Below are 25491 nucleotides of genomic sequence, written 5' to 3'. Positions count from 1 at the left end.
CGACCCCAAAAGTTACGGAGGCACTGAATGAGTACCGACCAGGCAAGAATTCGCGTTATCAAGGTACACGACGATGACAACGTGGCCATCGTCGTGGAGCGGGGCGGATTGCCCGAAGGCGCCCGTCTTCTGGACGGCACAACGCTGGCTACAGCCATTCCCCAAGGGCATAAGGTTGCCTTGACGCCCTTGGCGAGCGGCGAACCCATCGTTCGCTACGGCGAGGTGATTGGCACTGCGACATGCGACATTCCCCGGGGCGGACACGTAAATGAAACGAACGTGCAACTGCCGCAGCCCCCGGCGCTCGGGGACATGCCGTTGGCGACGCGATCCGCACCCGAAGCCGAGCCGCTCGAGGGCTATACCTTCGAGGGGTTCCGCAATGCCGATGGCTCGGTAGGCACCAAAAATGTCCTGGGCATTACCACCAGTGTGCAGTGTGTCGCCGGGACCACCGACCATGTGGTCCGCCGCATCAAGAGTGAACTGCTGCACGACTATCCCAATGTCGATGATGTCGTGGCGCTCAATCACACTTATGGATGTGGCGTTGCCATCAATGCGCCGGCGGCGATCGTGCCCATTCGTACGCTGCAGAACATTACTCTGAATCCCAACTTCGGCGGCGAAGTCATGGTCATCGGTCTGGGCTGCGAAAAACTGCAGCCCTCGACACTGGTATCCGATCGACCGGTCAAGATCTACGAAAACACCGAAGCGGCAGACCCCGAGGCCAATATCCTGAGTCTGCAGGACGAGAGCTTCTCGGGCTTCGAAGACATGGTCGATGGCATTCTGGCCATGGCCAAGCGCCACCTCGAAAAGCTGAATCGTCGTCAGCGCGAAACCTGCCCGGCCTCGGAGCTTGTCGTCGGTATGCAGTGTGGGGGCAGCGACGCCTTCTCGGGGGTGACCGCCAATCCTGCGGTGGGCTTCGCCACTGACCTGATCGTGCGTGCCGGTGGCAGCGTCATGTTCTCCGAAGTGACGGAGGTGCGTGACGCCATTCATCTGCTCACGCCACGCGCCGTCAATCAGGAAGTCGGCCAGGCACTGCTGGACCAGATGGCCTGGTATGACAATTATCTTGAGCAGGGCCAGGCGGATCGTAGCGCAAATCCTTCTCCCGGCAACAAGCGCGGCGGCTTGAGCAATGTCGTGGAAAAGGCGCTGGGCTCGATCATCAAGTCTGGAAATAGCCCTATCGTCGACGTCATTGGACCGGGGGAGCGCATTCGCAAGCGTGGCCTGACGTTTGCCGCAACGCCGGCCAGCGATTTTATCTGCGGCACACTGCAGCTTGCTGCGGGAATGAACCTTCAGGTCTTCACGACGGGGCGGGGCACCCCCTATGGCTTGCCCATGGTGCCGGTCATCAAGGTCGCTACCAATACTGCACTCAGTCAGCGCTGGCACGACATCATCGACCTTGATGCCGGGCGTATCGCCGCCGGAGAGGCAAGCATCGAGGATGTCGGCTGGGAGCTCTTCCACCTGATCCTGGACATCGCCAGCGGTAAAAAGCTTGCCGCTGCCGATCGGTTGGGCCTTCACAACGACCTTGTGTTGTTCAACCCGGCGCCAGTCACCTGAGAGCGCTCATCAACCTCTGTAACATTTTTAGGAATCGTTAATCATGTTTCCAACCGTCAAAAGCATGCGTGTGGTACCGGTTGCCGGCTATGACAGTTTTCTGCTCAACCTGAGCGGTGGGCATGCCCCGTGGTTCGTACGTTGCGTGGTGATCCTGGAAGACAATGACGGCAACCAGGGGGTAGGTGAGATCCCTTCCAGCGAAGGCATTCTCAAGGGGTTGGAGCAGTGCCGTTCTTTGGTGGAGGGCTCGGCGGTCAACGACGTCAAGCGTACCCTCAACCGTTGTCGTTTGCTGCTGGCAGGCAACGGCCGCGAGGAGCGTGGTCGTCAGACCTTCGACCTGCGCGTCGGGGTGCATGTCCTTACCGCCATCGAGTCGGCATTGTTCGATCTGTTCGGTCAGGCCTTGCACATGCCAGTGGCAGACCTGCTGGGCCAGTTCGGTCGCCAACGCGACGAGGTCGAGGCGCTTGGCTACCTGTTCCTGCTCGGTGATCCGGACAAGACCGACTTGCCGTATCCCAAGCCGAACAATCCCCAGGATGCCTGGGATGAGGTGCGTTGCCGTGAGGCCATGACCCCCGAGGCCGTCGCCAACCTGGCCAAGGCAGCCTATGAGCGCTACGGTTTCAAGGATTTCAAGCTCAAGGGTGGCGTCCTGCGTGGTGAGGAAGAAGCCGATTGCATCCGTGCGTTGTACGAGGCCTTCCCCGAGGCACGCCTGACCCTCGACCCCAACGGTGCCTGGAAGCTGGAAGAAGCCGTACGTGTGCTGACACCGATCCGCGACCTGCTTAGCTACGCCGAGGACCCGTGCGGCCAGGAAGAGAGCTACTCGGGACGCGAGACCATGGCCGAGTTCAAGAAGCGTACCGGCCTGCCTACTGCCACCAACATGATCGCTACCGACTTCAAGCAGCTGCAGTATGCGGTGCAGCTCAACGCTGTGGATATTCCGCTGGCCGATTGCCACTTCTGGACCATGCAAGGTGCGGTTGCGGTAGGTGAGCTGTGCAACGAGTGGGGCATGACCTGGGGCTCGCACAGCAACAACCACTTCGATGTCTCGCTGGCGATGATGACTCATGTGGCCGCGGCCTGTCCGGGCGAGATCACCGCCATCGATACGCACTGGATCTGGCAGGATGGCCAGCGTATCACCAAACAGCCGTTTCAGATCCGCGATGGCAAGCTGCGTGTTCCCGAAGCGCCGGGTCTTGGCATCGAACTGGACATGGAACAGCTCGAAGCGGCTCACTCTCTCTACAAGAGTCTCGATGTTACGCAGCGCAACGATGCCATGGCCATGCAGTATCTGATCCCTGGATGGACCTTCGATCCCAAGAAACCCATCATGGTACGTTGATGGGTGCCTGCACCTCATGAGCCGAGGTATTCCGGGTGAAGCAGGGGCAGGGAGCCATGGCAGATAAATCTTCATCGCTAGAGAACGTGGCGCAGCTGAACGTTCGGCGGGTTGTGCGTAGCGGGAGCTTGGCGCTGCATGTGGCCGATCAGTTGGAGGCAATGATTGGTGCTGGCAGCATCGCGGTCGGCCAGAGGCTGCCGGGGGAAAATAGGCTCTGCGAATCCTTTGGGGTGAGTCGCACGGTCGTCCGCGAAGCTATTGCGCATCTCAAGTCCCTGGGACTGGTGGCCACTCGCCGAGGCGTTGGTACTACCGTGGTGCGAGCCGCAGTGCCTGAGGCCATGCCGGTGGAAAAGGTTCGTCCGTCCACGGTCGAGGAGATCCTGCACATTCTCGAGCTGCGTCTGGAGATCGAGCCGGCCATGGCTGCGCTGGCGGCCGAGCGGCATGGCTACGAGGAGAGGCTGCGTCTCCAGTCGGCGCATGGGTCCTTCATGCAGGCCTGCGCTGCAGGGTCGCTGGCGCGGGAGGAGGATTATACTTTCCATCACGCCATCGCCGAAGCGACCGGCAACCCTTGCTTTACCACGTTTTACACGAAGCTGCGCCATAGCATCATCCCGCGCGCCAACCTCCTCGACGCCGAGATGAATCCCACAGGGACGGGGAAATACCTGTCCAAGGTCGAAGGGGAGCATACCGACATCGTTGAAGCCATTCTGGCTCGCGAGCCGCAAAGGGCCCGAGACATGATGTTGCGGCATCTCAACCGGGCCAAGAGCATGTATGTAGCGTTTCATGAATCCTGAGTCGCCAGGCTTGGGCATTGAACATACTTACGACGCACGATACCTAGGAGGAAGCATGACCCTGGAAGGCAAATCACTCATCGGCCAACAAGCCGTCGCCGGTAACGGCAGCGCCATCCACGCCGTCAACCCGGCCACCGGCGAGCAGCTCGACCCGGCCTACGCCGGCGGCAGCACCGCCGAAGTCGACAAGGCGGCGCAGCTCGCCTGGGACGCGTTCGACACTTACCGCGAAACCTCGCTCGAGGATCGCGCAGCGTTTCTCGAAACCGTGGCCAGCGAGATCGAGGCCATCGGCGATGACCTGATCCAGCGTGCCGTGGCCGAGACCGGCCTGCCCCAGGCGCGTATCGAGGGCGAACGCGGACGCACCTGCGGCCAGCTGCGCCTGTTCGCCAACGTGGTGCGTGCCGGCGAGTGGCTCGACGTGCGCGTCGATCCGGCGATGCCCGACCGCCAGCCGATGCCGCGCGCCGACCTGCGCCAGCGTCACATCGCCCTCGGCCCGGTGGCGGTGTTCGGCGCCAGCAACTTCCCGCTGGCCTTCTCCGTGGCCGGCGGCGATACCGCCTCGGCACTTGCCGCGGGCTGCCCGGTGATCGTCAAGGCGCACTCCGCCCACCCCGGCACCTCCGAGCTGGTCGGCCGCGCGGTGCAGAAGGCCGTCGCCAAGTGCGGCCTGCCGGAAGGCGTGTTCTCCGTGCTGTTCGGCTCCGGCCGTGACGTCGGCGCCGGGCTGGTCGCCGACCAGCGCATCAAGGCGGTGGGCTTCACCGGCTCGCGCAGTGGCGGCACCGCACTGATGAAGATCGCCCAGAACCGCAAGGAGCCGATCCCGGTCTACGCCGAGATGAGTTCGATCAACCCGGTATTCCCGTTGCCGGCCGCGCTGAAAGCGCGCGGCGAGGCCATGGCCGAGGGCTTCGTGGCTTCGCTCAACATGGGCGCCGGGCAGTTCTGCACCAACCCGGGCCTGGTGATCGCCGAGAAGGGCGAGGCGCTGGACGCCTTCGTCGCCAAGGCCGGCGAGGTGCTCAAGGGCAGCGCGTCGCAGACCATGCTCACCCCGGGCATCTATGATGCCTACCAGCAGGGCGTGGGCCGGCTCTCGAGCCACGACAAGGTGCGCGAAGTGGCGCGTGGCCAGGTCGGCGAGACGCCCAACCAGTGCCAGTCGGCGCTGTTCGTGACCTCGGCGGCTGACTTTCTGGCCGAAGAAACCCTGCAGGAAGAGGTGTTCGGCTCCTCCTCGCTGGTCATCGAGTGCGCCGACACGGCGGAAGTGAAGCGGGTCGCCGAGCACCTCGAAGGCCAGCTCACCGTCACGCTGCAGATGGACGACGCCGATCTCGACGCGGCGCGGGCGCTGCTGCCGACGCTGGAGCGCAAAGCGGGTCGCGTGCTGGTCAACGGCTGGCCGACCGGGGTCGAGGTGTGCCACGCCATGGTGCACGGCGGGCCGTACCCGGCCACGTCCGACAGCCGCACCACCTCGGTGGGCTCGGCGGCGATCTTCCGCTTCCTGCGCCCGGTGTGCTACCAGGCGCTGCCGGAAGGGCTGCTGCCCGAGGCGCTCAAGGAGAGCAACCCGCTGGGCCTCAAGCGGCTTTACGACGGCAAGCGCGAGGGCTGAGTCGCGTCACTGGCATTGCAATGATCGAGCCGGCATGGGGCGACCCATGCCGGTTTTTTTTGTGGTTCACGGCATTTTGTCGGTGAAGCATTTAATTGCCGAATCAAGCTGATATCGCAACGCCCTGATAGTCGTGATTCATCTGATCATGACTCACTCATACGATTAGCCGTTTCTGCGTGCCTCTCGGATAGACGGGCCTTTCAGCGGAAGTCCTGCATGTCGAATACATATTACTCGTGTGGGCTTCTTAGCCTTTAGTTTATCAATACGTAAGTTGTATTGATGAGGTTGAGGGAAGTCGATAGTTTCTATTTGTATGATGTATGACGTTAAATGAGTGCGCAAATTATCTCGCAATCGAAAAGATCACGAGCTCTTCATTCCTTTCGTCACCCTGCGCGACAACAAGAAGGGCCATGCGGTCAGCCTGATCAAGGCGGGTGCGGACATCATCGGCAGGCCGGCGGGTTCGGTGAAAGCACCGCTGACCATGCCCAACGAACAGGAAGTGGCCAGCTTGGAAAGCTTGTCGAGAAGGCCAAAGCGCTCTGAAACGGAGTCCCGATTCGCGGATCGGCTTCACGGGCTCCCGCGACTCTCACATGTGTTGTGCCGCGGATAGCGCAGTACGCACCCTAGATTAGCTGACGGAGATTCTCCAATGCCCAGCCATGGTACTCCCACCATCACCAATATGCGGGTCATCCCAGTCGCTGGTCGTGACAGTATGCTGCTCAATATCGGCGGGGCGCATTCACCCCATTTCACACGCAACCTGGTCCTCCTGGAGGACAGTGCCGGCAACGTCGGTATTGGTGAAGCACCCGGCGGCGAGACGATCCAGAAGTCGCTGGAGCAGGCGCAACCGCTGGTCGTTGGGCAACCCATAGGCAAGTTGCGCTCCTTGGTCGCATCGCTGCATTCCGCCGGTCGCAGTGCCGATTTTGAAGATTTCGGCAAGGGGGCCTGGACCTTCGAGCTACGTGTCAATGCGGTGGCGGCGCTCGAGGCTGCATTGCTTGATCTGCTGGGCAAGTTCCTCGACGTGCCAGTAGCGGAGCTGCTCGGCGAGGGCAAGCAGCGCGACAGCGTCGAGGTGTTGGGCTACTTGTTCTTCATCGGCGATGGGCTCAAGACGCCGTTGAATTATCGCCGTGGAACCGCGAATGCCAGTCATGATTGGTATCGCCAGCGTGACGAGGCAGCGATGACGCCGGCGCGAATCGTTGAGCTGGCTCAGGCGGCTCAGGATCGTTACGGCTTCAAGGATTTCAAGCTCAAGGGCGGCGCGCTGCCTGGCGAACAGGAGATCGAGGCCGTTACTACCTTGCACGAGGCCTTCCCGGAAGCGCGAGTGACCATCGATCCCAACGGCGCATGGTCGCTCGCCGAAGCGACTCGCTTGTGTCAGAACCTGCGTGGCGTGATTGCCTACGCCGAGGACCCTTGTGGCGCCGAGCAGGGCTTCTCCGGGCGCGAAATCCTGGCTGAGTTCCGTTACGCGACAGGATTGCCTGTCGCCACCAACATGGTGGCGACCAACTGGCGCGAAATGGCTCATGCGTTGATGCTGCGTTCGGTCGACATTCCGCTCGCCGATCCGCACTTCTGGACGCTCTCCGGGGCGGTCCGGGTATCCCAGCTATGCCGGGACCACGGCATGACATGGGGCTCCCATTCCAACAATCACTTCGATATCTCGTTGGCCATGTTCGCCCACGTCGGTGCCGCCGCCGTCGGGCGTACCACGGCACTGGACACGCACTGGATCTGGCAGGAGGGGGATACGCGCTTGACGCGCAATCCGCCACAGATCGTCGACGGCAAGGTCGCTGTCACCGACGCGCCGGGGCTTGGTGTCGACATTGACATGGCGGAAGTCGAAAAGGCCAACGCGCTCTATCGCAGCTTGCCCGCAGGTGGGCGCAATGACGCGATGGCGATGCAGTACCTGATCGACGGCTGGACCTTCGATCCTAAGCGCCCGGCATTGGTGCGCTGAACACGCCATGTTCTGGAATGGCTGTTCGACTCACATCGCCTCGCTTAGAGGCGCATTCACTGTTGAAACCACAAGAGCGACAAAGGAACCCAACATGAAGATCCGCACGCTGACTCACTCAATTACGCTGGCCTCGGCCACCCTGGTCATGGCCGGTACTGCACAGGCCCAGCAGGAACTGCGCATCCAGACCTCGTTCAACTCAGGCGATTATGCCTACCAGTACCTGCAGGAAAACTGGGTCCCTAAAGTCGAAGAAATGACCGGTGGAGATGTCACGATCAACCTGATGCCGATCGGCAGCGTGGTGCCTTACAAGGAAACCCTCGAAGCCGTGGGCATGGGCCTGCTCGATGGCGACCTGACGGCACCGGCCTACTTTGCCGGTCGTGATCCCGCCTTTGCCTTGATGGGCGATCTGATCGCCGGTTATGACAAGCCTTCCCAGTTCCTCGATTTCTGTCAGAACGGTGGCGGTGAGGAAGTCCTGCAGAAGGCCATCGACAAGGTGGTGCCCAACCGGGTGCATGTGGTCGGCTGCGGTCCATACAAGCGTGAAGCGCTGGTGGCTGCCAAGCCGATCCGTAGCGTCGAGGACCTGCAAGGGCTCAAGTTCCGCTCGCCGGAGGGGCTGGCCGCAGCGGTCTTCGAGCGTGCTGGAGCGACACCGGTCAATATCCCGTTCTCTGAAGTCTACACCTCGCTGCAGCAGGGCGTAGTGGATGCCGCTGACGCGTCAGCTTACGTCAACAACGACGCTTCGGGCCTGCACGACATCGCCAAGTACCCGATCTATCCGGGCATTCACTCCATGTCATCGCAGCAATTCACGCTCAACGAGAATACCTGGGAATCCTTGAGCGAGGAGGATCAGAAGGCGTTGAGCCAATGGTTCTACGATGCCTTCAATGACCTCGCCGGTGCCGTGCATCAGCAGGACGAGAAACTGGTGGCGCGTGACAAGGCCAAGGGGGACATCACCGTGATCGACTGGCCGCAGGAAGAGCGCGACAAGTTCCGTGAAATTGCACGTGGTGCCTGGGAGGATTTCGCCCAGAAGAGTCCCATCGCCCAGGAAGCGCTCAATGCGCACCTCGAGTACATGAAGGCGCATGGCCTGCTCGAGGATAATGCCGCCCAGACTCAGGATGGCGCTTCATCCACCCAGGGCTAATCAACTACGCCGGGTCGCGACAGCCAGCTGTCGCGACCCTTTTCTTGCCCGGAGAGTTCGCTATGTCTCTACTCAGTCGCCTGGCGGCCGGCATGGATCGGATCAGTGCCTTCATCGGCTATGCCTGTGCCGTGCTGTTCTTCGCCTGCATCGTCCTTTCCGCTGTCGAGGTGGTGATGCGTTACGTGTTCAATGCGCCCACCCAGTGGACCTTCGAAACCGTGATGGCCCTCTGTGCTACCGGTTGGGTGCTGACCAGTGGCTACGTCACCCAGCGCAAGCGTCATATCGCCATCACCATGGTGGAGTTGCTGGTCCCTGCCCATATCTGGAAGAAGATGGAGCTGGTTTCGCTGTTCGTCGCGATCTTTGCCTTGGCCGCGCTGATCTGGGCCGCCTGGGAACCGGCCATGATGGCGCTGCATGGCCTCGAGCGCAGCGGTAGTTCGTTCAACCCACCGTTGCCGGCTTACCTCAAGCCGATCCTGGTGGTAGGGGCGGGCCTCTACCTGCTGCAGCTGTTCGCCAACGTGGTGCATTGGTTCGAGGATCGTGCCCGCGAGCGAGACAATGCGGCATCGTCCGCCACTCCCGCCGAGAAGGATGCCGACTGATGGGTATCGAAGTCGTTACACTGTTGATCGTCCTGGCGCTTCTGGCGTTGATGGCGTTCGGTATTCCGCTCGGTGTCACCACGCTTGCCGTATCGGTATGTACGGCATTGATCTACTACGGCACCAATGGCCTGTTTCTGGTCGCCTCGAATGTCTATCACGTACTCGAAAAGTACGAGCTCGTCGCCGTGCCGTTCTTCGTGTTCATGGCCAACGTTCTCGAACGCTCGGGAATTGCGCATGCCTTGTTCGATAGCATGTCGATCCTGGGTGGGCGCGCACGTGGTTCGGTCGCCGTACAGACTTGCGTGGTTGCCGTCATACTCGCTGCAATGAGTGGCATCATGGGTGGCGAAATCGTCATGCTTGGCCTGATTGCACTGCCGCAGATGCTGCGCCTGGGCTATGACCGCAACCTGTCTATCGGGATCATCTGTGCAGCGGGCGCCCTGGCGACGTTGATTCCTCCGTCAGTCGTCATGATCGTCTACGGTCTGGCGGCCCAGGTATCGATCACCAAGCTGTTTGCCGCCGGCGCCATTCCCGGCATGGTCCTGGCGTCGATCTACATCACTTATATCGTCATTCGCTGCAAGCTCAACCCGGCATTGGCGCCTATCAACGACATTCCCGAGACGGCGCTGCCATTTCATAAGCGTCTCAAGTATCTCAAGGGTGCCATCCTGCCGTTCATCCTGATCGGCTGCGTATTGGGTGCCATCTACACTGGTATCACTACGGTGACCGAGGCTGCTGCCATGGGCGCGGTCGGGGCCATGATCATAGCCGTCATTCTCAAGCAGTTCTCCTACAGGATGATTCGCGACGCCATGCGCCAGACGGCACTAACCGTCGGTTCGATCATATGGCTGGTGCTCGGTGCGGTGAGTCTGGTCGGTATCTATAATCTGATCGGCGGTGTCAGTTTCCTGACAGGGTTTCTCGAGGGACTCGATATGCATCCGCTGGCGGTCATCGCGATCATGATGGCCATCGTCATGGTACTGGGGACGTTCCTCGAGTGGATTGCAATCATCTTCATCACCGTGCCGATCTTTGCACCGGTCGTGGTGGGGCTGGGTTACGATCCGGTCTGGTTCGGGGTGTTGTTCGCCATGAACATCCAGATCTACTACCTGTCGCCTCCGTTCGGTCCGGCTTGCTTCTTCCTCAAGAGCGTGGCGCCCAAAGGTATCGAATTGCAGCATATCTTCGTGGCCGTGCTGCCGTTCATCGCACTGCAGGTGATTGGCATGGTGTTGGTGCTGTTCTTCCCGCAGTTGGCGTTGTGGCTACCCAACCTTATGTTCAACTAACGACAGGGGAGGAGACGATTCATGAAGATAAGCAACGACGATCTGACCCGCCAGGATGACGAGCTGACCATCAGCGACTCGCCGGAAGAGGTCAGCGAGTTCAAGTTCGGTTATTGGCCGGAGATTGCTGGGTTGGCAATGTCGCTGGCCATCGTCTGGGTTATTTTCCAGTGACGTCCATAAGATCAGGCGGTACGTAAGCGAATACTGTTACTTAGCTAATTTGCCACGTACGTTATGAAACGAGCCGATATGGGACAGCCCATGTCGGCTTTTTTATACGAGAGTGAAGGATGACAACTAGCATATGTCTGAAAAAATTCCTGCGCTCGCCGATTTTTCAGGCAGAGCTTAGCCAATCTTTGACAATAGTTGGTTTGAGGATGGCTTTGTGAGTCGTGTGCTGTAGCCGACCTTCTCTTGGAAATAACACAAAACCAATTTTAGATATTCTTTTCGTTATTGGGCTTTGGTGGTATCCACTAATGTCGATATTGCGGATGGTAGGAAGGGGGTTAATTTCTATGATATATGATGTATGATAAAAGAAGGCCTACTTTGCTTGCGGCCTACTTTTGAACCGCCGATCTGAGTGAGGCAGCATTCGACGAGCAACTGTTGATGTGCGATCTGGCGATGCTCAGGCCGTGCAGAATTTGATGTCCGGATGCGATGGTGTCATTTATCTAGGTAGCGCTTCGGTCGAAAAGCCTTGGCGCGGCATTCTTCAATCTAGCATCCTCGGCACATATATAATGTGAGTTCTCGTGCCATCTCGGCAGGCCGCGTATCGTCTTAGCATCTCCAACCATACCACCGGATGTCATGAGAGCAATCATTGGTGTTGTGCCCAAGTACCGCGCCGCTCGGGCTGCCTGTATGGTATTTCCAAGTGTTTCGGGGAGGGCCTGGCCAGTCATGTATCATTGCAAGTTTGGCATAGAGACGTTGGATGGCAGGATCGGGTCATGCTTCCCAAGCCCAAGCCCAGCACATGATGGCAACATGGCTGAGCGTAGAAGGCTTCATGCGCTTGATGTAGCGTATGCCCGTGATGCCTAAGTTGGGGCGTACCGGTTTATGGAGCGTCGGATAATACCGAACAATGGTGGATAATGGCGCTTCGGCGTTTTCTGGGTTGGACGCTCCAGGATAATTCCGAGCCGTGGCGTGACGATCGATGAATGTTTTGGGTAGTGGAAACGGCTATGACAGGTAAATCCAATGTGCTGAGCGATGTGGCACAAATCAATGTACAGAAGCTTTCCCGCGAGGGCAGCCTGTCGTTGCACGTGGCCGACCAGTTGGAAAGCCTGATCACTAGCGGCAGCATTGTAGTCGGACAGAAACTGCCGACCGAGAACGGTCTGTGTGACTCCTTTGGTGTGAGTCGCACAGTCATTCGCGAGGCCATTACGCATCTCAAGTCCCTGGGGTTGGTAGAAACCCGGCGCGGCGTGGGCACGACGGTCATTCGTACGGCAACCGTCGAGGCCATGCCGGCCGAGCGCATTTCACCACGTACTGTCGAGGACATATTGCATGTACTCGAGCTACGCCTGAACCTTGAGCCGGCAGCGGCCGAGCTGGCCGCACAGCGCCATGACGACGACGACCGGCGGATCCTGCAGGAGAAGCACGCCGCGTTCATCAAGGCGCGCGCCGAGAAGACGCAGGCACGCACCGAGGATTATGCGTTTCACTATGCCATTGCCGCAGCGACCAAGAATCCCTTCTTCAAGGCCTTCTACGAGCAGCTGAGCCAGAGCGTGATTCCGCGTGCCAAGCTGATGAGTGTGGAAATCAACACAGCCGCGACGGATAAATATCTCGAGCGGGTCGAGGAGGAGCATACTTACATTCTCGAGGCGATCCTCGCCCGCGATCCAGCCACGGCCCGCGAAATGATGTATCAACACCTCAACCGTGCCCGGAGCATGTACGCGAAGTTTCAAGAGGCCTAGGTAGGCCTCTCTTCCAATGCGATCGTTACGCCGTGCTCCTGAAGCAAGCAGTAGGCAGATGACTGGTCCATTGCATAGGTTCCGCGCTCAGCGCTCGAAGAGATAACGTTGGACATTGTCGTAGCAGACGGCCCGGACCAATTGACCGATGCGGTCGATGTCGCTGGGCAGTTCGCCGCGTGCCATCTGCTGGCCAAGCATGTTGCAGAAAATGCGCCGAAAGTAGTCGTGGCGGGAGAACGACAGCAGGCTGCGTGAGTCGGTGAGCATGCCGACGAAGTGACGCAACAGGCCAAACTGCATTTGCGTGGTGAGTTGCCGCTCGATGCCGTCGCGCTGATCGTTGAACCACCAGGCAGCCCCGAACTGTATCTTGCCGGGAATCCCATCGCCCTGAAAGCTGCCGACCAGGCTGGCAAGCATCTCGTTGTCGCGCGGGTTGAGGTTGTAGAGCACGGTACGCGGCAGGGCCCGTTGCTGGTCCAGTGCATCGAGAATCATCGCCAGGGGTTCGCCATAGACGACGTCGCCGATGGCGTCGAAGCCGCTGTTGGGACCGATCTCGGCCAAGCCGCGCCGGCTGACGCTGCGCGCCGCGCCCAGGTGCAACTGCATGACCCAGCCGCGTTCGGCGTATTGCCGGCCCAGCCACAGCAGCAGCGCCGTGGTGAAGCCGGTGTACTCTTCCTCGCTGAGCGACTCGCCGCTTCTGCGCCGGTCGAGGATGCGATCGAGCTCGGCGCTCGACGGCGGCGCGACGAAGGCCGGCTTCTCGAGGCTGTGATCCGACAGGCAGCAACCGTGGGCGGCGAAATAGTCGAGGCGTTGATGCAGCGCCGCGAGCAGGTCGTCGTAGCGCCGAATGGCGACGCCGCTGGCCGCTTCCAGTTCGGCCAGATAATCGGCGTAGCCTTCCTGTTCGATCTTGAGCACGGCATCGGGACGGAACGTCGGCAGCAGGGCGAGTCGCGAGCCGTTTTCGGCGTGTCGGCGATGGGCATCGAGGGCGTCGCATGGATCGTCGGTGGTGCACACGGTGCGTACCTGAAAACGATCCAGAATTCCCTGGGCATGGAGTTCGGGCGTCGCCAGGCGTTGGCGCGAAAGCGTCCAGATTTCCTCGGCAGTCGCCGGTGATAGCAGCGTATTCTCGATGCCCAGCGGGAAGCGCAACTCCAGGTGGGTCCAATGATAGAGCGGGTTGCCGAGACAATCGGGCACGGTCTCGGCCCAGGCCTGGAAGCGTTCGCGTGCGTCGGCGTCGCCGGTGATGCGCCGCTCGTCGATGCCGGCAAAGCGCATGGCCCGCCACTTGTAGTGATCGCCATGCAGCCACAGCTCGGTGAGATTGTCGAAGCGGCGGTTGTCGGCGATTTCTTGGGGGCTCAGGTGCGAGTGGTAATCGCAGATCGGCATTTGCGCCGCATGGTCATGGTAAAGCCGCCGGGCCGCCTCGTTTTCCAGCAGAAAATCCGGCCCCATGAAGTCGATCTTGTCCCTGAAAGTCATGTTACTCACCCTTGGTTGGCCTCGTTTCGCGCTTAGCCCATGAGCATGTTGGGCAGGAAGAGCACGATATCGGGGAAGAAAATGATGCCGAGTACGACGACGAAGACGGCAATGGCAAAGGGCACGAGCTCGCGGCTGTAGTCCGTGAAGGGACAGCGCAGGATGCCGCATACCGTGTACATCGAAATCCCCACGGGCGGGGTCATTCCGCCGAACGTCACCAGAGTCATCATCAACAGCCCGAAGTGCACGGGGTCGATCCCGGCTGCCTTGATGACCGGCACCAGGATCGGGGCCAGCAGCATGACCACCACGGTCGCCTCGAGCAGCATGCCGAGGAATACCAGCAGGACCGCCAGGGTCAGCAGCAGGGCGGTCTGGCTGGAGAACACGCCCAAGGTGAGTTCGGCAATAGTCTGGGGCACGCGCTCGAAGGACACTACATAACCGATGATTCCCGAGAACATGATGATCAGCATGATCATGCCGATGTCCCGTACGCTGGCACGCATGGCCTCGATGATTTGCCTTATGCCCATTTCGCGGTGAATGAAACAGCCCACGACGAGGGCGTAGACCACCGCGAAGGCACCGGCCTCGGACGGTGTGAACAGCCCGTAACGAATACCCACCAATAGCCACAGCGGGAACAGCAGGGCCCAGATGCTGCTGCGGGTGGCGCTGATGACTTCACCGAACTTGGGCAAACTTTCGCGGACCGGGGTATAGCCGCGTCGCCGGGAGACGAGCCAGGTGGTGATCATCAACGCCACCATCAGCAGTACGCCCGGCACGACGCCCGCGATGAACAGACGGCCGATCGAGACCTCACCTAGATAACCGTAGAGAATCAGGCCGATGCTGGGGGGAATGGTGGCGGTAATCAGCCCGCCGATGGAAAGCACGGCCCCGGCGAAACCGGGCGAATAGCCTTCGCCGACCATGCCCTTGCCCAGTACGCGCGACTGCATGGCGGCGTCGGCCACCGCCGAGCCCGAAACGCCACCCATCAGGGTGCTGAGCACCAGGCTGGCCTGGGCCAGACCGCCGCTCATCCAACCCGCCAGTAGGGTCGAGAGGCGCAGCAGGCGAGGCGTGATTCCGCTGGCATTCATCAGATGGCCGATGAAGATGAACAGCGGAACGGCCAGCAAGGGGAAGGATTGCGTGGCGGAAACGATGCGCTGCGGGCCGATGCCAACAGGCAAAAACGTTCCCGGCAACAGGAAATACAGAAAGCCGGCGATGCCGATCGCGAAGGCCACGGGCATGCCGATGGCCATCAGCAGCAGGCCGAGTACCAGCAACAGGGCGGTGATCATAGTGTTTCCTCCACGACATCGTCGTCGGGATCCAAGCTATGCACGATGCCCTTATCGACAATGCGGCGGATCAGGGAGATGAACATGAGCGCGGCACCCACCGGCAGAGCCAGGGTGACGTAGCCATAGCTCAGCCCGGCAAAGCCCATCGGGCGCTGCCAGTTGGACAGGGCGAGCGGCAGCCCGTACCACACCAGCATGGCAAGAAATGCCAGCATCATCGCCAAAATGACCGCGGTGATGGCACGCAACACTCCGGCGGACATAAGCATGACCAGGGCGTCGATGCGTACCTGGCCGCCGCGACGCAAGGTGATGTCGGCGCCGAATACGGCTGTCCAGATGAAGAAGAATTGGGCCAGTTCGGCACCGCCGGCGAAAGGATGGCCGATCGCACGGGTGGTCGAACTCGCCAGGATCGTGAGTGAGGTACACCCTAGCAGCACGATAGCCAGGATATCTTCGAGCTTGTCGAACCAGCGCCACATAAAGGTTCCTCGCAGCGTTTGCAGAGCTGTCTTGGTCGGAAGAGCGCAGGCCGGCGCGGGCCGCCGGCCTGGTATCGGCGTGATGGGCGATCATTCGGCGGTGCCGGAAACCAGTTGGTCGCGGTACTCGTCGTAGCCGAGTTCCTTGTAAACGCTATCGACGCGCTGGCGGAACAGCTCGGTATCCACTTCGGTGAAGGTGACGCCGTCTTCTTCCATGCGCTGGCGAGTCGCATCCAGGGCGTCGACGGTCGCCTGGCTGGCCTCGGCACCGGCCTTCTTGAGTTCCTCGTCGAGGATGGTGCGCAGGTTCTCGGGCAGGGACTGGTACCACTGGTCCGAGGTCACGATGCCGCTCATCAACTGAATGTGGTGGGTCAGGGCGACATGGTTGATGACTTCCTGCAGGCGCTGACCATCGGCGGCGGTCAGCTGCGCCTCGGCGCCATCGATCGAGCCCAGCTGCAGCGCGGAATAGACCTCCGACCAGGGCAGCGGTGTCGGGGTGGCGCCCATGGCCTCGATGGTCTTGAGCCAGACCGGCGAGTTGATGGTGCGGATGCGTACGCCTTGCAGGTCTTCGGGTTTTTCGACCGGTTCCTTGGTCAGCATTTCGCGAGCGCCCTGGAACCAGTTGTAATTCATCAGGCGCAGGCCGCTGCTATCGGCGAGGCTTTCTACCCATTGGTTGTAGAGATCGGACTGGGTAATGGCGTCGTACTGGGTATAGTCTTCCACCAGGTATGGCGCACTGAGGATGCCCAGTTCCGGTTGGTATTCCGAGAGTCGTCCTGCATCGATGAGAATGGCGATGTTGGCGCCGCTGCGGATCTGCTCGACGACATCTTCGTCGGACCCCAACTGACTGTTGGGAAAGATATTGAGTACCAGCTCCCCATCGGTGCGCTGTTCGATCGATTGCTTGGCGTCCTGCATGGCCTGAACGATGGGATCCTGCGTGTTCAGGGCCGAGGATAGGTTCAATTCGTAGTCGGCATGGGCCAGGCCGCTGGCGAATGCGATGGCGAAGGTGGGTATGATTAGTCGTGCTTTCATGATTTTCTCCTGACGTGCATGTTGTGCTTGTTTGGGTCAAGGGACTCGTCATACGCGCCCCTCGCGTTCGAGCGCGGCGTTATGCCGTTTCGCGCTTGCTTGTCATACGCGGTGTGGCGGAGGAATCGAACATTGCAGGGAATCGCCGCATCAGCTCAGGCAGAGAGTGCAGAATTTCACGCTGGTGGGTACACATGGCCTGTTCTGCGGCGTTGGGGTCTTGGCGGGCAATCGCATCGACGATCGCCTGATGCTGATCGACGAGCTTGGGGATGGGCGTCGACTCGGGAATGCTCAAATAGCGCACCCGATCCAACTGGGCCTTGACCTCTTCGATGACCCGCCAGGCCGAGGTGTGATCCGCGCCCAGGGACAGGGCTCTATGAAAGGCTTCATCGAGTTGAAAGAAACGGCTGTAGTCCTGCGGCGCGGCACAGCGCCGCTGACGTTCGATCAGCTCGTTGAGTTCCGTGAGTACACTGGCGTCCAGCCCCGATTCGGCGGCAGATCGGGCCACGGCCGCTTCAACCGCCTCCCTGACGAAGCGCGCTTCCATGACGGCGCTCTCGGAAATCCGCACCACATAGGTTCCACGCTGCGGGCGTACCTCCAGCAGACCGGACTCGGAGAGGCGGATGAACGCTTCGCGTACCGGCTGACGGCTCACGTCGCATGCATCGGCTATCTCTTTTTCCGACAAGGCCTGCCCCGGAGCAAGCACCATGCGAATGATCGCTTGGCGCAGCACCAGGTAAAGGCGCTGGCGCACATTGCCGTCGAGGGATGTTTCTGTCCAGAGCGATTGCAGCGTGGTAGTCATGTTCGGTCCGATCCATTCTTGTATAACTAGTATGGTAGTATGGTTAGGTCGGAACGCGATGCGACTTTGGTCAAAACTCGACGTCACTCGTCGAGGCTTGTCTCAGGAAGGGGGTAAGGGAAAGGAGAAGGAAGAAAGAGTGGTGTCCTGCTCAAATCAGGCCGCTTAGCGTGAGTATAAATATCCCCAGACTCACCGTGAGCATACAACTGAACGTGGATACCACGATGATGTTGGCGGCCAGCTTGGTGTCGGCATTGGCGGCCTTGGCCATGACGAAGCTGACGGCTGCGGTGGGGCTGGCCAAAAAGAGAAACAGCGTACCCAGGGCGGCATCGCGATAGCCCAGCATCAGGGCGCCCAGCACCCCCAACGCCGGCAACCATACGGTCTTCCACAGGCTGGCATCGATCGCCAGGCCGCTTCCCGCCTTGACCGACCTGACCGACAGTGTCCCACCGATGCAGATCAATGCCAGCGGCAACGACATGGAGCCGAAATATTCGCCCGAGGTCATCAGCCAGGATGGCAGGGGAATCTGCCAGTAGGCGACAGGGATGGCCAGCAGGACGCTGAGTATCAGCGGGTTCCTGATCAGGTTGCGCAGGATCGAACCGATGTCCGACTGAATGCTGGGGCTGTAGATGGCGAGCACGATGGCAGACAGGATGTTGTAGATCACGATGATCGCCCCGGCCATGATCCCGCCGAGGGACAGGCCTAAGTTGCCGTACATGCTGGCGGCAAGCGCTAGCCCGACGATACCGCAATTGCCGCGAAAGGCGCCTTGGGTGAAGACACCGCGCTGTTCGACGGGGCAGCGCCAGAGTGCCCAGCCCCAGGCAAGGAAGAAGCTCAACGTCGAGTAACCGAGGAAATAGCCGATCAGGCCCGGCTGGATCATGTCCAGGTCGGCCTTGATAATGCTCAGAAACAGCAGCGTCGGCATGGTCGCCTTGAATACCAGCATCGACGCCGTGGAAATGAAGTGTGCGTCGATCCAGCCGATACGCTTGAGGACAATACCGAGAAAAACCATGGCGAAGACCGGGAGGGTCACGTCCAGGGTGTGCAGAAAGACATCCAGCAAGGCCATGACGGCGGCTCCTCCTAAGCGCTAGCGAACCAGCCAGAAGCCGACGATAAGGGCGGCAAGTGCGGTCAGAAAAAACAGACCGTTACGCAGGCGAGTATCGCGTGGAGGGCGGGATTTCGTCACGAGTGGAACCTTTTATCGTCAATGGAAAGGAGGAATTAATACGGGCGTATGATTGGCGGCGACACCCAACCATGGTAAACCCGTTAGCCTGCTAGGCCTAGCGTGAGCGCCAGGCTGTCTATCGCCGACGAGGAGTGCCCACATGAGTATCGCCACTGAAATGACGCTGGCCGAAGGCCGTCTTGCCGCCTTGAGCTGGGGCCATGAAGCGGCGCCGACCTGGTTGGCACTGCATGGCTGGCTGGACAATGCAGCCAGCTTCTCACGGCTGGCGCCGCTGCTGGTGGAGCATCTGAACATCCGCATCGTGGCCATCGACTTCGCTGGCCATGGCCTGTCAAGACGCCATCCGTCCGGTGTCGACTATGCCATTTGGGACTACATCCACGACGTGCTCGATGCCCTGGCCTCCCTGGGGTTGGAACGCGTTACGCTCCTGGGGCACTCGATGGGTGCCGGCGTCTCCTGTCTGGTGGCGGCCGCGTTGCCCGAGCGCGTCCAACGGCTGGTACTGATCGATGGCATCGGCACGCTGTTCACGCCGGCCGAAGACACCGCCAGCCAGTTGCGCAAGGGCATCCTGGGGCACCGGCGCCGTGCCTCGCCCGCCCCACGCTATCCCGATCTCGAAACCGCCGTGGCGGCCCGGGTCAGCGGCGGCGTGACGCCCATCGACGCGTCCACGGCGGAACCGCTGGTCAGGCGCAACCTGGACATCGAACCACAGGGCGCGTGCCGCTTGCGTACCGATGGGCGGCTGCTGCGTCCCTCCCTGGTGCGTTTCTGCCCCGAGCAGGCGTTGGCCCTGCTGGGCGCCATCGAGGCCCCGGTGCTGCTGATCGAAGGAGAACATGGCATTCTGGCCGAGCGTGACTTTGCACAGCATGCCCGCTCGACGGTTCGCCATCTGTCTCGACGTGTCCTGCCTGGCGGGCACCATTTGCATCTGGAGCCTTCGGCCGTAGCCGCAGTGGCCGATAGTATCGGTGAGCATGTGGAGACGTGGCTGGAAGGGGAGGAACATGGCTAAACGCATCGCACTGGTACTGGGGAGTGGCGGCGCTCGCGGCTATGCCCACATCGGTGTCATTGACGAAGTCGAGGCGCGCGGTTACGAAGTCATTGCCATCGCAGGCTGCTCGATGGGTGCCGTCATTGGCGGGATCTATTCGGCAGGCCAGCTCGAGAGCTATCGCGACTGGGTCTGCCAGCTCGATTACTTCGACGTTCTCAAGTTGGTCGACGTCACCTGGAGCGCCATGGGGGCGATGCGTGCCGGCAAAGTCATGAGCAAGCTCAAGGAGTTGATCGGCGACGTCTGTATCGAGGATCTGCCGATTCCGCTGACCACGGTGGCCACCGACCTGACACGGCAGCGTGAGGTGTGGTTTCAGAGCGGTTCGCTGCTTCAGGCCATCCGCGCTTCCATTGCCGTGCCCGGCATCATTACCCCGCTCAGGGTCGGCGACCAGATACTGGTCGACGGTGGACTGCTCAATCCGCTACCGATCATCCCCACCGTTTCTGCGCATGCCGACCTGATCCTGGCAGTGAACGCGACGGCTCAGACCCACCAGCCCGTGTCGCTCGAAGAGCTGCTGCCACCCGACGAGGCTGCCGAGGAACATGCGCGTGAAGCTGAGCTCGAAGCCCAAGGCAAGGGGTTCTCCGGATGGGTCGGGGGCATGCGAACCCGGGCCCAGCGTATGCTCAACGGTAATGGGGTGCCCATTGCTCCCGAGGGTATGGAGGGGGGGACGGAACGTCAGCGGGCGACCCAGCGTGCATGGAGCAAGCTGGATATCATGCTGGCCTCATTCGAGATAACCCAGGCGGCCCTGGCCAAGTACAAGATTGCCGGCTATCCACCGGACGTGCTCATCGACATTCCCAAGACGGTATGTGGCGCCTATGAATTTCACCGTGCCGAAGGGCTGATTCGTTTGGGGCGCCACCTGGCTTCCCAAGCGCTGGACCGTTACGAAGGTGGCGCCGGCGGCGGACAATCGATCGTCAGTGAGCCGCCGGTAGGCAAGCCGGCCAACTGATACACAGTAGGGCGACTACGCTTCGCCGCGACGACGCAGCAGAACGTATACGGCGCCGGTGCCGCCATCGGTGTCGCGTGCCGAACAGAAGGCCAGCACCGTCGGCCATTCCCTCAACCAGGCATTGACATGGCTCTTGATCACCGGATGATCGGCCATGCCCGTCCACGCCTTGCCATGCACGACCAGTACGCAGCGCATCCGACTGTCGCGCGCCTCTCGCAGGAACGCTTCCAGTTCATGCCGAGCTTCGTCAAGTGTATAGCCATGCAGATCGAGGCCGGCCTCCCAGTCGATCTGGCCGCGCTTCAGCGCGCTGCGTGTGCGGTAGGGCAGATCGGGCACCGCGAAGTCCAGCGCCTCGCTGGGGCGGACCGGCTCGACCCGGCCGTCGCTGGTGCGGCTGGAAGGGGCATCGGTGGAAGCCGCAGTGGCAGAGACGCGGCGTTGGGCGAGCCGGCCATCGTCCCGGCGGGGCCGGCCCGGGTCGGCGCGGTCGCTGATCAGCCGCTTGACGCCGGCGTCTTCCAGGGCCTGGCGGAACAGGGAGATTTCCTCCTCGTCAGGCGCGTGACGGCGGCGTCGGCTCATGGCGATTCTCTCGGCTAGGTCGGGTTGAACGGGGCCCCGGTAGGGAGCGCCCAGTATAGCGACTTGACGGTGACTGTGAACCGCCGGGCTCGGCGGGTACAATCGGCTTCCATTGTCATTGCCATCAACAGGACGCCGCGTGACCGATTCCCGACTCGCCGCCGTATCCACACTCAGCCTCGACGACGCGCAACTCGCCGAGGAGCTGGTCAGCCTGCGCGATTGCCTGCGCTGGGCGACCAGCGAATTCCACACCCGGCGCCTGCACTTCGGCCATGGCACGGCGAGCGCCTGGGACGAAGCCGTAGCACTGGTGCTCGGCGCGTTGCACCTACCCTGGGATGTCGATCCTGCGGTGCTCGATGCGCGCCTGCTGGGCATGGAAAGGCGGCGCATCGTGGCGCTGGTACGCGAGCGCATCGAGACGCGCCGGCCACTGCCTTACCTGCTCGGCGAGGCATTCTTCGCCGGTTATCCCTTCGACGTGGATGAGCGCGTATTGATTCCCCGTTCGCCGATCGCCGAGTTGATCGAGCACGGCTTCGCCGCTTGGTTTCCCGACTTCCCGCCGGCCCGGGTGCTCGACATGTGTGCCGGTTCGGGGTGTATCGGCATTGCCACGGCCCTGCACATGCCGACGACGGAAGTCGATCTGGTGGATGTCAGTGCCGAGGCGTTGGACGTTGCCAAGGCCAACATCACCCGCCACGACGTCGGGGCACGCGTACGAGCGGTGCTGTCGGACCTGTTCGATGGCGTGGCGGGACAGCGCTACGACCTGATCGTCGCCAACCCGCCTTACGTCGATGCTCGGGATCTGGCCACTATGCCGGCGGAATTCCATCACGAGCCCGCCCTGGCGCTGGGCGCCGGCAAGGATGGCCTGGACATCGTGCGGCGTCTCCTGCGCGAGGCACGTAGCCACCTCAACGACGATGGCGTGTTGATCGTCGAGGTCGGCAACTCGGATCGCCACCTCGAGGCGACCTTTCCCGAGGTGCCATTCCTGTGGCTGGAGTTCGAGCGCGGCGGCCACGGCGTTTTCGCGCTGACGGCACAAGAGCTCGACGAATACGCGCCTTACTTCACTTTGCCTGAGTCTCTTTGAGGATCGCTGCATGTCCGGCAACACCTTCGGTAAGCTGTTCACCGTCACCACCTTCGGCGAGAGCCATGGCCCGGCATTGGGCGCCATCGTCGATGGCTGCCCGCCAGGGCTGCCGTTGACCGAGGCCGACCTGCAGCGCGATCTGGATCGGCGTCGGCCGGGAACTTCGCGCCATACCACGCAGCGCCGGGAACCGGACGAGGTGCGTATTCTCTCGGGCGTCTTCGAGGGCGTGACCACCGGCACGCCGATCGGACTGCTGATCGAGAACACCGATCAGCGATCCAAGGACTACTCCAACATCAAGGATCGCTTTCGTCCGGCGCACGCCGACTACACCTATCACCACAAGTACGGTTTGCGTGATTACCGCGGCGGAGGCCGCTCCAGTGCGCGCGAGACGGCGATGCGCGTTGCCGCCGGGGCGATCGCCAAGAAGTACCTGGCCATGCAGGGAATTCAGGTGCGTGGCTACATGAGCCAGCTCGGGCCCATCGCCATCGAGTTCAAATCCTGGGATGGCGTCGATGACAATCCCTTCTTCTGTCCCGATCCCGACAGGCTCGCCGAGCTGGAAACCTACATGGACCAGCTGCGGCGCGACCAGGACTCGGTCGGTGCCAAGATCACCGTGGTGGCCGAGGGCGTTCCCGTGGGGCTGGGCGAACCGGTCTTCGATCGTCTGGACGCCGAGCTGGCTCATGGCCTGATGAGCATCAATGCGGTCAAGGGCGTGGAAATCGGTGACGGCTTCGCCAGTGTCGCGCAGCGCGGTAGCGAACACCGCGATGAGATGACCCCCGAGGGCTTCGTGTCCAACCATGCCGGCGGCGTACTTGGCGGCATCAGCTCGGGCCAGCCGCTGATTGCCCACCTGGCGCTCAAGCCGACATCGAGCATCACTCAGCCCGGGCGCTCCATCGATGTCGACGGCAATCCGGTCGAGGTCATCACCAAGGGCCGTCACGATCCGTGTGTCGGCATTCGCGCCACGCCCATTGCCGAGGCAATGATGGCGCTGACTCTGATGGATCACTTGTTGCGCCACCGCGCCCAGAACGCCGACGTGGCGGTGTCGACTCCTCGCTTGCGCTGATCGCCGGTGCCGGGCCGGTGGGCCTCAGTGCCCCTGGCCCTCGGCATGCTGACGCTCTTCGCGTGTGATCTTCTCGATATCCACCTGCGGATGGTGGCGGTGGATGAGACTCACGACCTCATCTTCCTGACTCTCGGGTATGTCGACCATCATTAGGACGGCACCACGACGGATATCGCCGTGAAATTTCTTGACCTTGGCGTCGGGCACGGAGACACCGATCAAGGTGCTCGCCCATAGCCCGAAAAGCCCGCCGAAGATGCCCATCCCGACGATCACGCCGGCCATGCCCGCTGGGCTGGGGATGGCCAGGATCAGCGCGGTAACCAAGCCCAGGAGCAGGCCCAAGGGAGCGCCGATCATCGTGCCGCGCTTGGCGGCATCCACGGTGTCGGTCGTCTGCACGAATGTGGCTTTTTTCACCCCCGTCTCCTGCCAGGCCTGTGAGTTCCCGGAAGCCACATGGATATGACTTCGGTCGAGCCCAAGGCCACCCAACTCCTCGGTGATGTTGGCGGCCGTCTGTGTATCTGGCGTCAAAAAGTAGAGCCGTTGCATCGTGTTCTTCCTTGTAAGTTGTTGTCTGGAAGGATCGCGCTTGATCTAGATCCCAGTGTAGATCGGCATCGGTCAACGCTAGAGCTTGACGAAGCTGGCGATGCACCGTAACGGAACACATTGCTGCTACACTCAAGACACGTTCACTGATCGAGCCAAGCCATGAAAATCCACGTCGAGTTCGACCTGACTCCCGCCGAATTTCGTCAGGCCATGGGCCTGCCGGATGTCGATGCCTTCCAGCGCGAGTTGATGTCGCGCATTCAGCAGCAGATGGAGGCTGGCGTGGAGGGATATGACCCATGGAGTCTGATGCAGCCTTTCATGCAGCAGGGCTTGTCCCAGGGAATGACCAACTTCGGCAATTATCAGCAAATGATGCTGGACATGATGCGCCAGGCCGGCACCGGCCGACGCTCGGAGTCGACCGAGGAGAGCGACGCCAAAACGAACGAGACGCGTCGCGCTAGCGCGTCTGCGACATCGCGTCAGTCGAGGAAGAGCTGATGAAAGAGCTGCGACACCAGCCGTTGGGCTGATGGTTTCATTGCCGTCCTGAGGCATCGCGCTATTGCAACTGTAAGCAAGGGAAAGTATCTTTTTGCAGTGCAGCAAAACGCGTATTGCCACTATCGTGCTTGATCCTCCGGGAGGGATTCGTCATGCAACAGGATCAGTTTTTCAATGCGTTTACCGAGCAGACTCGCAACTTCTTCGAACCCATGCGCAAGCTGAATGGCTTGATGCTGGACAACATGGAGAAGATGACCCAGTTCCAACTGGAGTCGATGAAGCGCTATAGCCAGATGGGGACCGAACGCCTGCGTGCCGCGTCGGACATCAAGAGCCCCGATGACATGCGCGACTTTGCTGCACGTCAGAGTGAGCTCATGAGCGAACTGTCGCAGCAGATGATGGAAGACGCCCGCGCCATGACCGAGCTGAGTCTCGCCTTCCGCGATGAGCTGCAAAAGACTTTCTCCGATGTCAGTCAGCAGGCGATGGATCAGGCCAGTTCGACAGCGCAAGAGGCCGAAAACGCGACCAAGTCATCCACCACGGCTTCGTCTTCTTCAAGTAAATCCTCCAGTGCGTCCAATAGCTCTCGGGGCGGCAAGAACAACAGTTGATGCGCAAGACCAACAAGGCCGGCTCAGTCGGCCTTGTCTCGTTTCGTGAGCGTCCTGCGGTCG

The 25491-nt window shown here is 61.1% G+C and carries 24 protein-coding genes and 1 pseudogene; 17 read left to right on the top strand and 8 right to left on the bottom strand.

The genetic code is table 11. From position 1 onward, the window contains the following. Window positions 1–27 precede the first annotated feature (27 nt). The 11 genes and pseudogenes from garD to MHM84_RS05225 all read left to right on the top strand — a co-directional run bounded on the left by garD (window position 28) and on the right by MHM84_RS05225 (window position 12483). Window positions 28–1596, top strand: coding sequence for a galactarate dehydratase (gene garD, locus MHM84_RS05275; protein WP_239263263.1), 1569 nt, complete (start codon window positions 28–30; stop codon window positions 1594–1596). A 43-nt stretch (window positions 1597–1639) separates the two neighbouring features. Next, complete coding sequence (locus MHM84_RS05270) at window positions 1640–2965, top strand: glucarate dehydratase family protein (protein WP_239263261.1); 1326 nt, start codon at window positions 1640–1642, stop codon at window positions 2963–2965. Window positions 2966–3021: 56 nt separating this feature from the next. Further along, window positions 3022–3777, top strand: a complete 756-nt coding sequence (locus tag MHM84_RS05265) for a FadR/GntR family transcriptional regulator (RefSeq protein ID WP_239263259.1) — start codon at window positions 3022–3024, stop codon at window positions 3775–3777. Window positions 3778–3832: 55 nt separating this feature from the next. Further along, entirely contained in the window at window positions 3833–5410 is a 1578-nt protein-coding gene (locus tag MHM84_RS05260) for an aldehyde dehydrogenase (NADP(+)) (RefSeq protein WP_239263257.1), read from the top strand. 370 nt (window positions 5411–5780) lie between these two features. Beyond that, a pseudogene (locus MHM84_RS05255) lies at window positions 5781–5921 on the top strand (5-dehydro-4-deoxyglucarate dehydratase); the annotation flags it as partial. Window positions 5922–6074: 153 nt separating this feature from the next. Continuing rightward, a complete protein-coding gene (locus MHM84_RS05250; protein WP_239263255.1) occupies window positions 6075–7415 on the top strand; it encodes a glucarate dehydratase family protein in 1341 nt (446 codons plus the stop codon). A 94-nt stretch (window positions 7416–7509) separates the two neighbouring features. Next, window positions 7510–8589, top strand: coding sequence for a TRAP transporter substrate-binding protein (locus MHM84_RS05245; protein WP_239263253.1), 1080 nt, complete (start codon window positions 7510–7512; stop codon window positions 8587–8589). Window positions 8590–8651: 62 nt separating this feature from the next. Beyond that, on the top strand, window positions 8652–9203 hold the full coding sequence (locus tag MHM84_RS05240; RefSeq protein ID WP_239263251.1) for a TRAP transporter small permease subunit: 552 nt from the start codon (window positions 8652–8654) through the stop codon (window positions 9201–9203). Then, complete coding sequence (locus MHM84_RS05235) at window positions 9203–10519, top strand: TRAP transporter large permease subunit (protein WP_239263248.1); 1317 nt, start codon at window positions 9203–9205, stop codon at window positions 10517–10519. The genes MHM84_RS05240 and MHM84_RS05235 overlap by 1 nt, the downstream gene beginning before the upstream one ends. Before the next feature lie 21 nt (window positions 10520–10540). Beyond that, on the top strand, window positions 10541–10693 hold the full coding sequence (locus MHM84_RS05230) for a hypothetical protein (protein ID WP_239263246.1): 153 nt from the start codon (window positions 10541–10543) through the stop codon (window positions 10691–10693). Between the two features lie 1034 nt (window positions 10694–11727). Beyond that, the gene (locus MHM84_RS05225) at window positions 11728–12483 is read left to right on the top strand and encodes a FadR/GntR family transcriptional regulator (protein WP_239263245.1); all 756 of its coding nucleotides are present in this window, start codon (window positions 11728–11730) and stop codon (window positions 12481–12483) included. Window positions 12484–12570: 87 nt separating this feature from the next. Here MHM84_RS05225 and uxaC read toward each other — a convergent pair whose 3' ends face one another. From uxaC to MHM84_RS05195, 6 genes are all read right to left on the bottom strand, one after another. After that, complete coding sequence (uxaC, locus tag MHM84_RS05220; protein WP_239263243.1) at window positions 12571–13992, bottom strand: glucuronate isomerase; 1422 nt, start codon at window positions 13990–13992, stop codon at window positions 12571–12573. 32 nt (window positions 13993–14024) lie between these two features. Further along, complete coding sequence (locus MHM84_RS05215; RefSeq protein WP_239263241.1) at window positions 14025–15314, bottom strand: TRAP transporter large permease; 1290 nt, start codon at window positions 15312–15314, stop codon at window positions 14025–14027. Further along, the gene (locus tag MHM84_RS05210) at window positions 15311–15802 is read right to left on the bottom strand and encodes a TRAP transporter small permease (protein WP_239263239.1); all 492 of its coding nucleotides are present in this window, start codon (window positions 15800–15802) and stop codon (window positions 15311–15313) included. Before MHM84_RS05210 ends, MHM84_RS05215 begins: the two co-directional genes overlap by 4 nt. Before the next feature lie 90 nt (window positions 15803–15892). Further along, entirely contained in the window at window positions 15893–16858 is a 966-nt protein-coding gene (locus tag MHM84_RS05205; protein ID WP_239263237.1) for a C4-dicarboxylate TRAP transporter substrate-binding protein, read from the bottom strand. A 79-nt stretch (window positions 16859–16937) separates the two neighbouring features. Next, window positions 16938–17678, bottom strand: a complete 741-nt coding sequence (locus tag MHM84_RS05200) for a GntR family transcriptional regulator (RefSeq protein ID WP_239263235.1) — start codon at window positions 17676–17678, stop codon at window positions 16938–16940. A gap of 151 nt (window positions 17679–17829) precedes the next feature. Continuing rightward, window positions 17830–18774, bottom strand: coding sequence for an AEC family transporter (locus MHM84_RS05195; protein ID WP_239263233.1), 945 nt, complete (start codon window positions 18772–18774; stop codon window positions 17830–17832). A 265-nt stretch (window positions 18775–19039) separates the two neighbouring features. On the opposite strand from MHM84_RS05195, the gene MHM84_RS05190 reads away from it, so the two are divergent. Together MHM84_RS05190 and MHM84_RS05185 are read left to right on the top strand one after the other, a co-directional pair. Continuing rightward, on the top strand, window positions 19040–19927 hold the full coding sequence (locus tag MHM84_RS05190) for an alpha/beta hydrolase (RefSeq protein ID WP_239263231.1): 888 nt from the start codon (window positions 19040–19042) through the stop codon (window positions 19925–19927). Beyond that, a complete protein-coding gene (locus MHM84_RS05185; RefSeq protein WP_239263228.1) occupies window positions 19920–20945 on the top strand; it encodes a patatin-like phospholipase family protein in 1026 nt (341 codons plus the stop codon). The genes MHM84_RS05190 and MHM84_RS05185 overlap by 8 nt, the downstream gene beginning before the upstream one ends. Window positions 20946–20960: 15 nt before the next feature. On the opposite strand, the gene MHM84_RS05180 is transcribed toward MHM84_RS05185, so the two are convergent. After that, complete coding sequence (locus tag MHM84_RS05180; protein WP_239263225.1) at window positions 20961–21536, bottom strand: Smr/MutS family protein; 576 nt, start codon at window positions 21534–21536, stop codon at window positions 20961–20963. Window positions 21537–21675: 139 nt separating this feature from the next. Between MHM84_RS05180 and prmB the strand changes: the two genes are divergently transcribed. Together prmB and aroC are read left to right on the top strand one after the other, a co-directional pair. Further along, window positions 21676–22644: a 50S ribosomal protein L3 N(5)-glutamine methyltransferase gene (prmB, locus tag MHM84_RS05175; RefSeq protein WP_239263222.1), complete on the top strand. Its 969-nt coding sequence runs from the start codon at window positions 21676–21678 to the stop codon at window positions 22642–22644. Between the two features lie 10 nt (window positions 22645–22654). After that, the gene (gene aroC, locus MHM84_RS05170) at window positions 22655–23740 is read left to right on the top strand and encodes a chorismate synthase (protein WP_239263220.1); all 1086 of its coding nucleotides are present in this window, start codon (window positions 22655–22657) and stop codon (window positions 23738–23740) included. Window positions 23741–23764: 24 nt separating this feature from the next. On the opposite strand, the gene MHM84_RS05165 is transcribed toward aroC, so the two are convergent. Continuing rightward, window positions 23765–24298 (bottom strand): DUF1269 domain-containing protein, encoded by a 534-nt coding sequence (locus MHM84_RS05165; RefSeq protein ID WP_239263218.1) that lies wholly within the window; start codon window positions 24296–24298, stop codon window positions 23765–23767. Window positions 24299–24460: 162 nt separating this feature from the next. Here MHM84_RS05165 and MHM84_RS05160 point away from each other — a divergent pair, with 162 nt between their 5' ends. Together MHM84_RS05160 and MHM84_RS05155 are read left to right on the top strand one after the other, a co-directional pair. Then, complete coding sequence (locus MHM84_RS05160) at window positions 24461–24805, top strand: DUF6489 family protein (RefSeq protein WP_239263216.1); 345 nt, start codon at window positions 24461–24463, stop codon at window positions 24803–24805. 155 nt (window positions 24806–24960) lie between these two features. Continuing rightward, the gene (locus tag MHM84_RS05155; RefSeq protein ID WP_239263214.1) at window positions 24961–25428 is read left to right on the top strand and encodes a phasin family protein; all 468 of its coding nucleotides are present in this window, start codon (window positions 24961–24963) and stop codon (window positions 25426–25428) included. Window positions 25429–25491: the final 63 nt, after the last annotated feature.

Source organism: Halomonas sp. McH1-25, from assembly GCF_022348165.1.
In the GTDB taxonomy this organism is placed as follows: Bacteria; Pseudomonadota; Gammaproteobacteria; order Pseudomonadales; family Halomonadaceae; genus Modicisalibacter.
The sequence above is the reverse complement of the archived record's forward strand: the minus strand, read 5'-3'. Positions and strand labels throughout refer to the sequence as shown.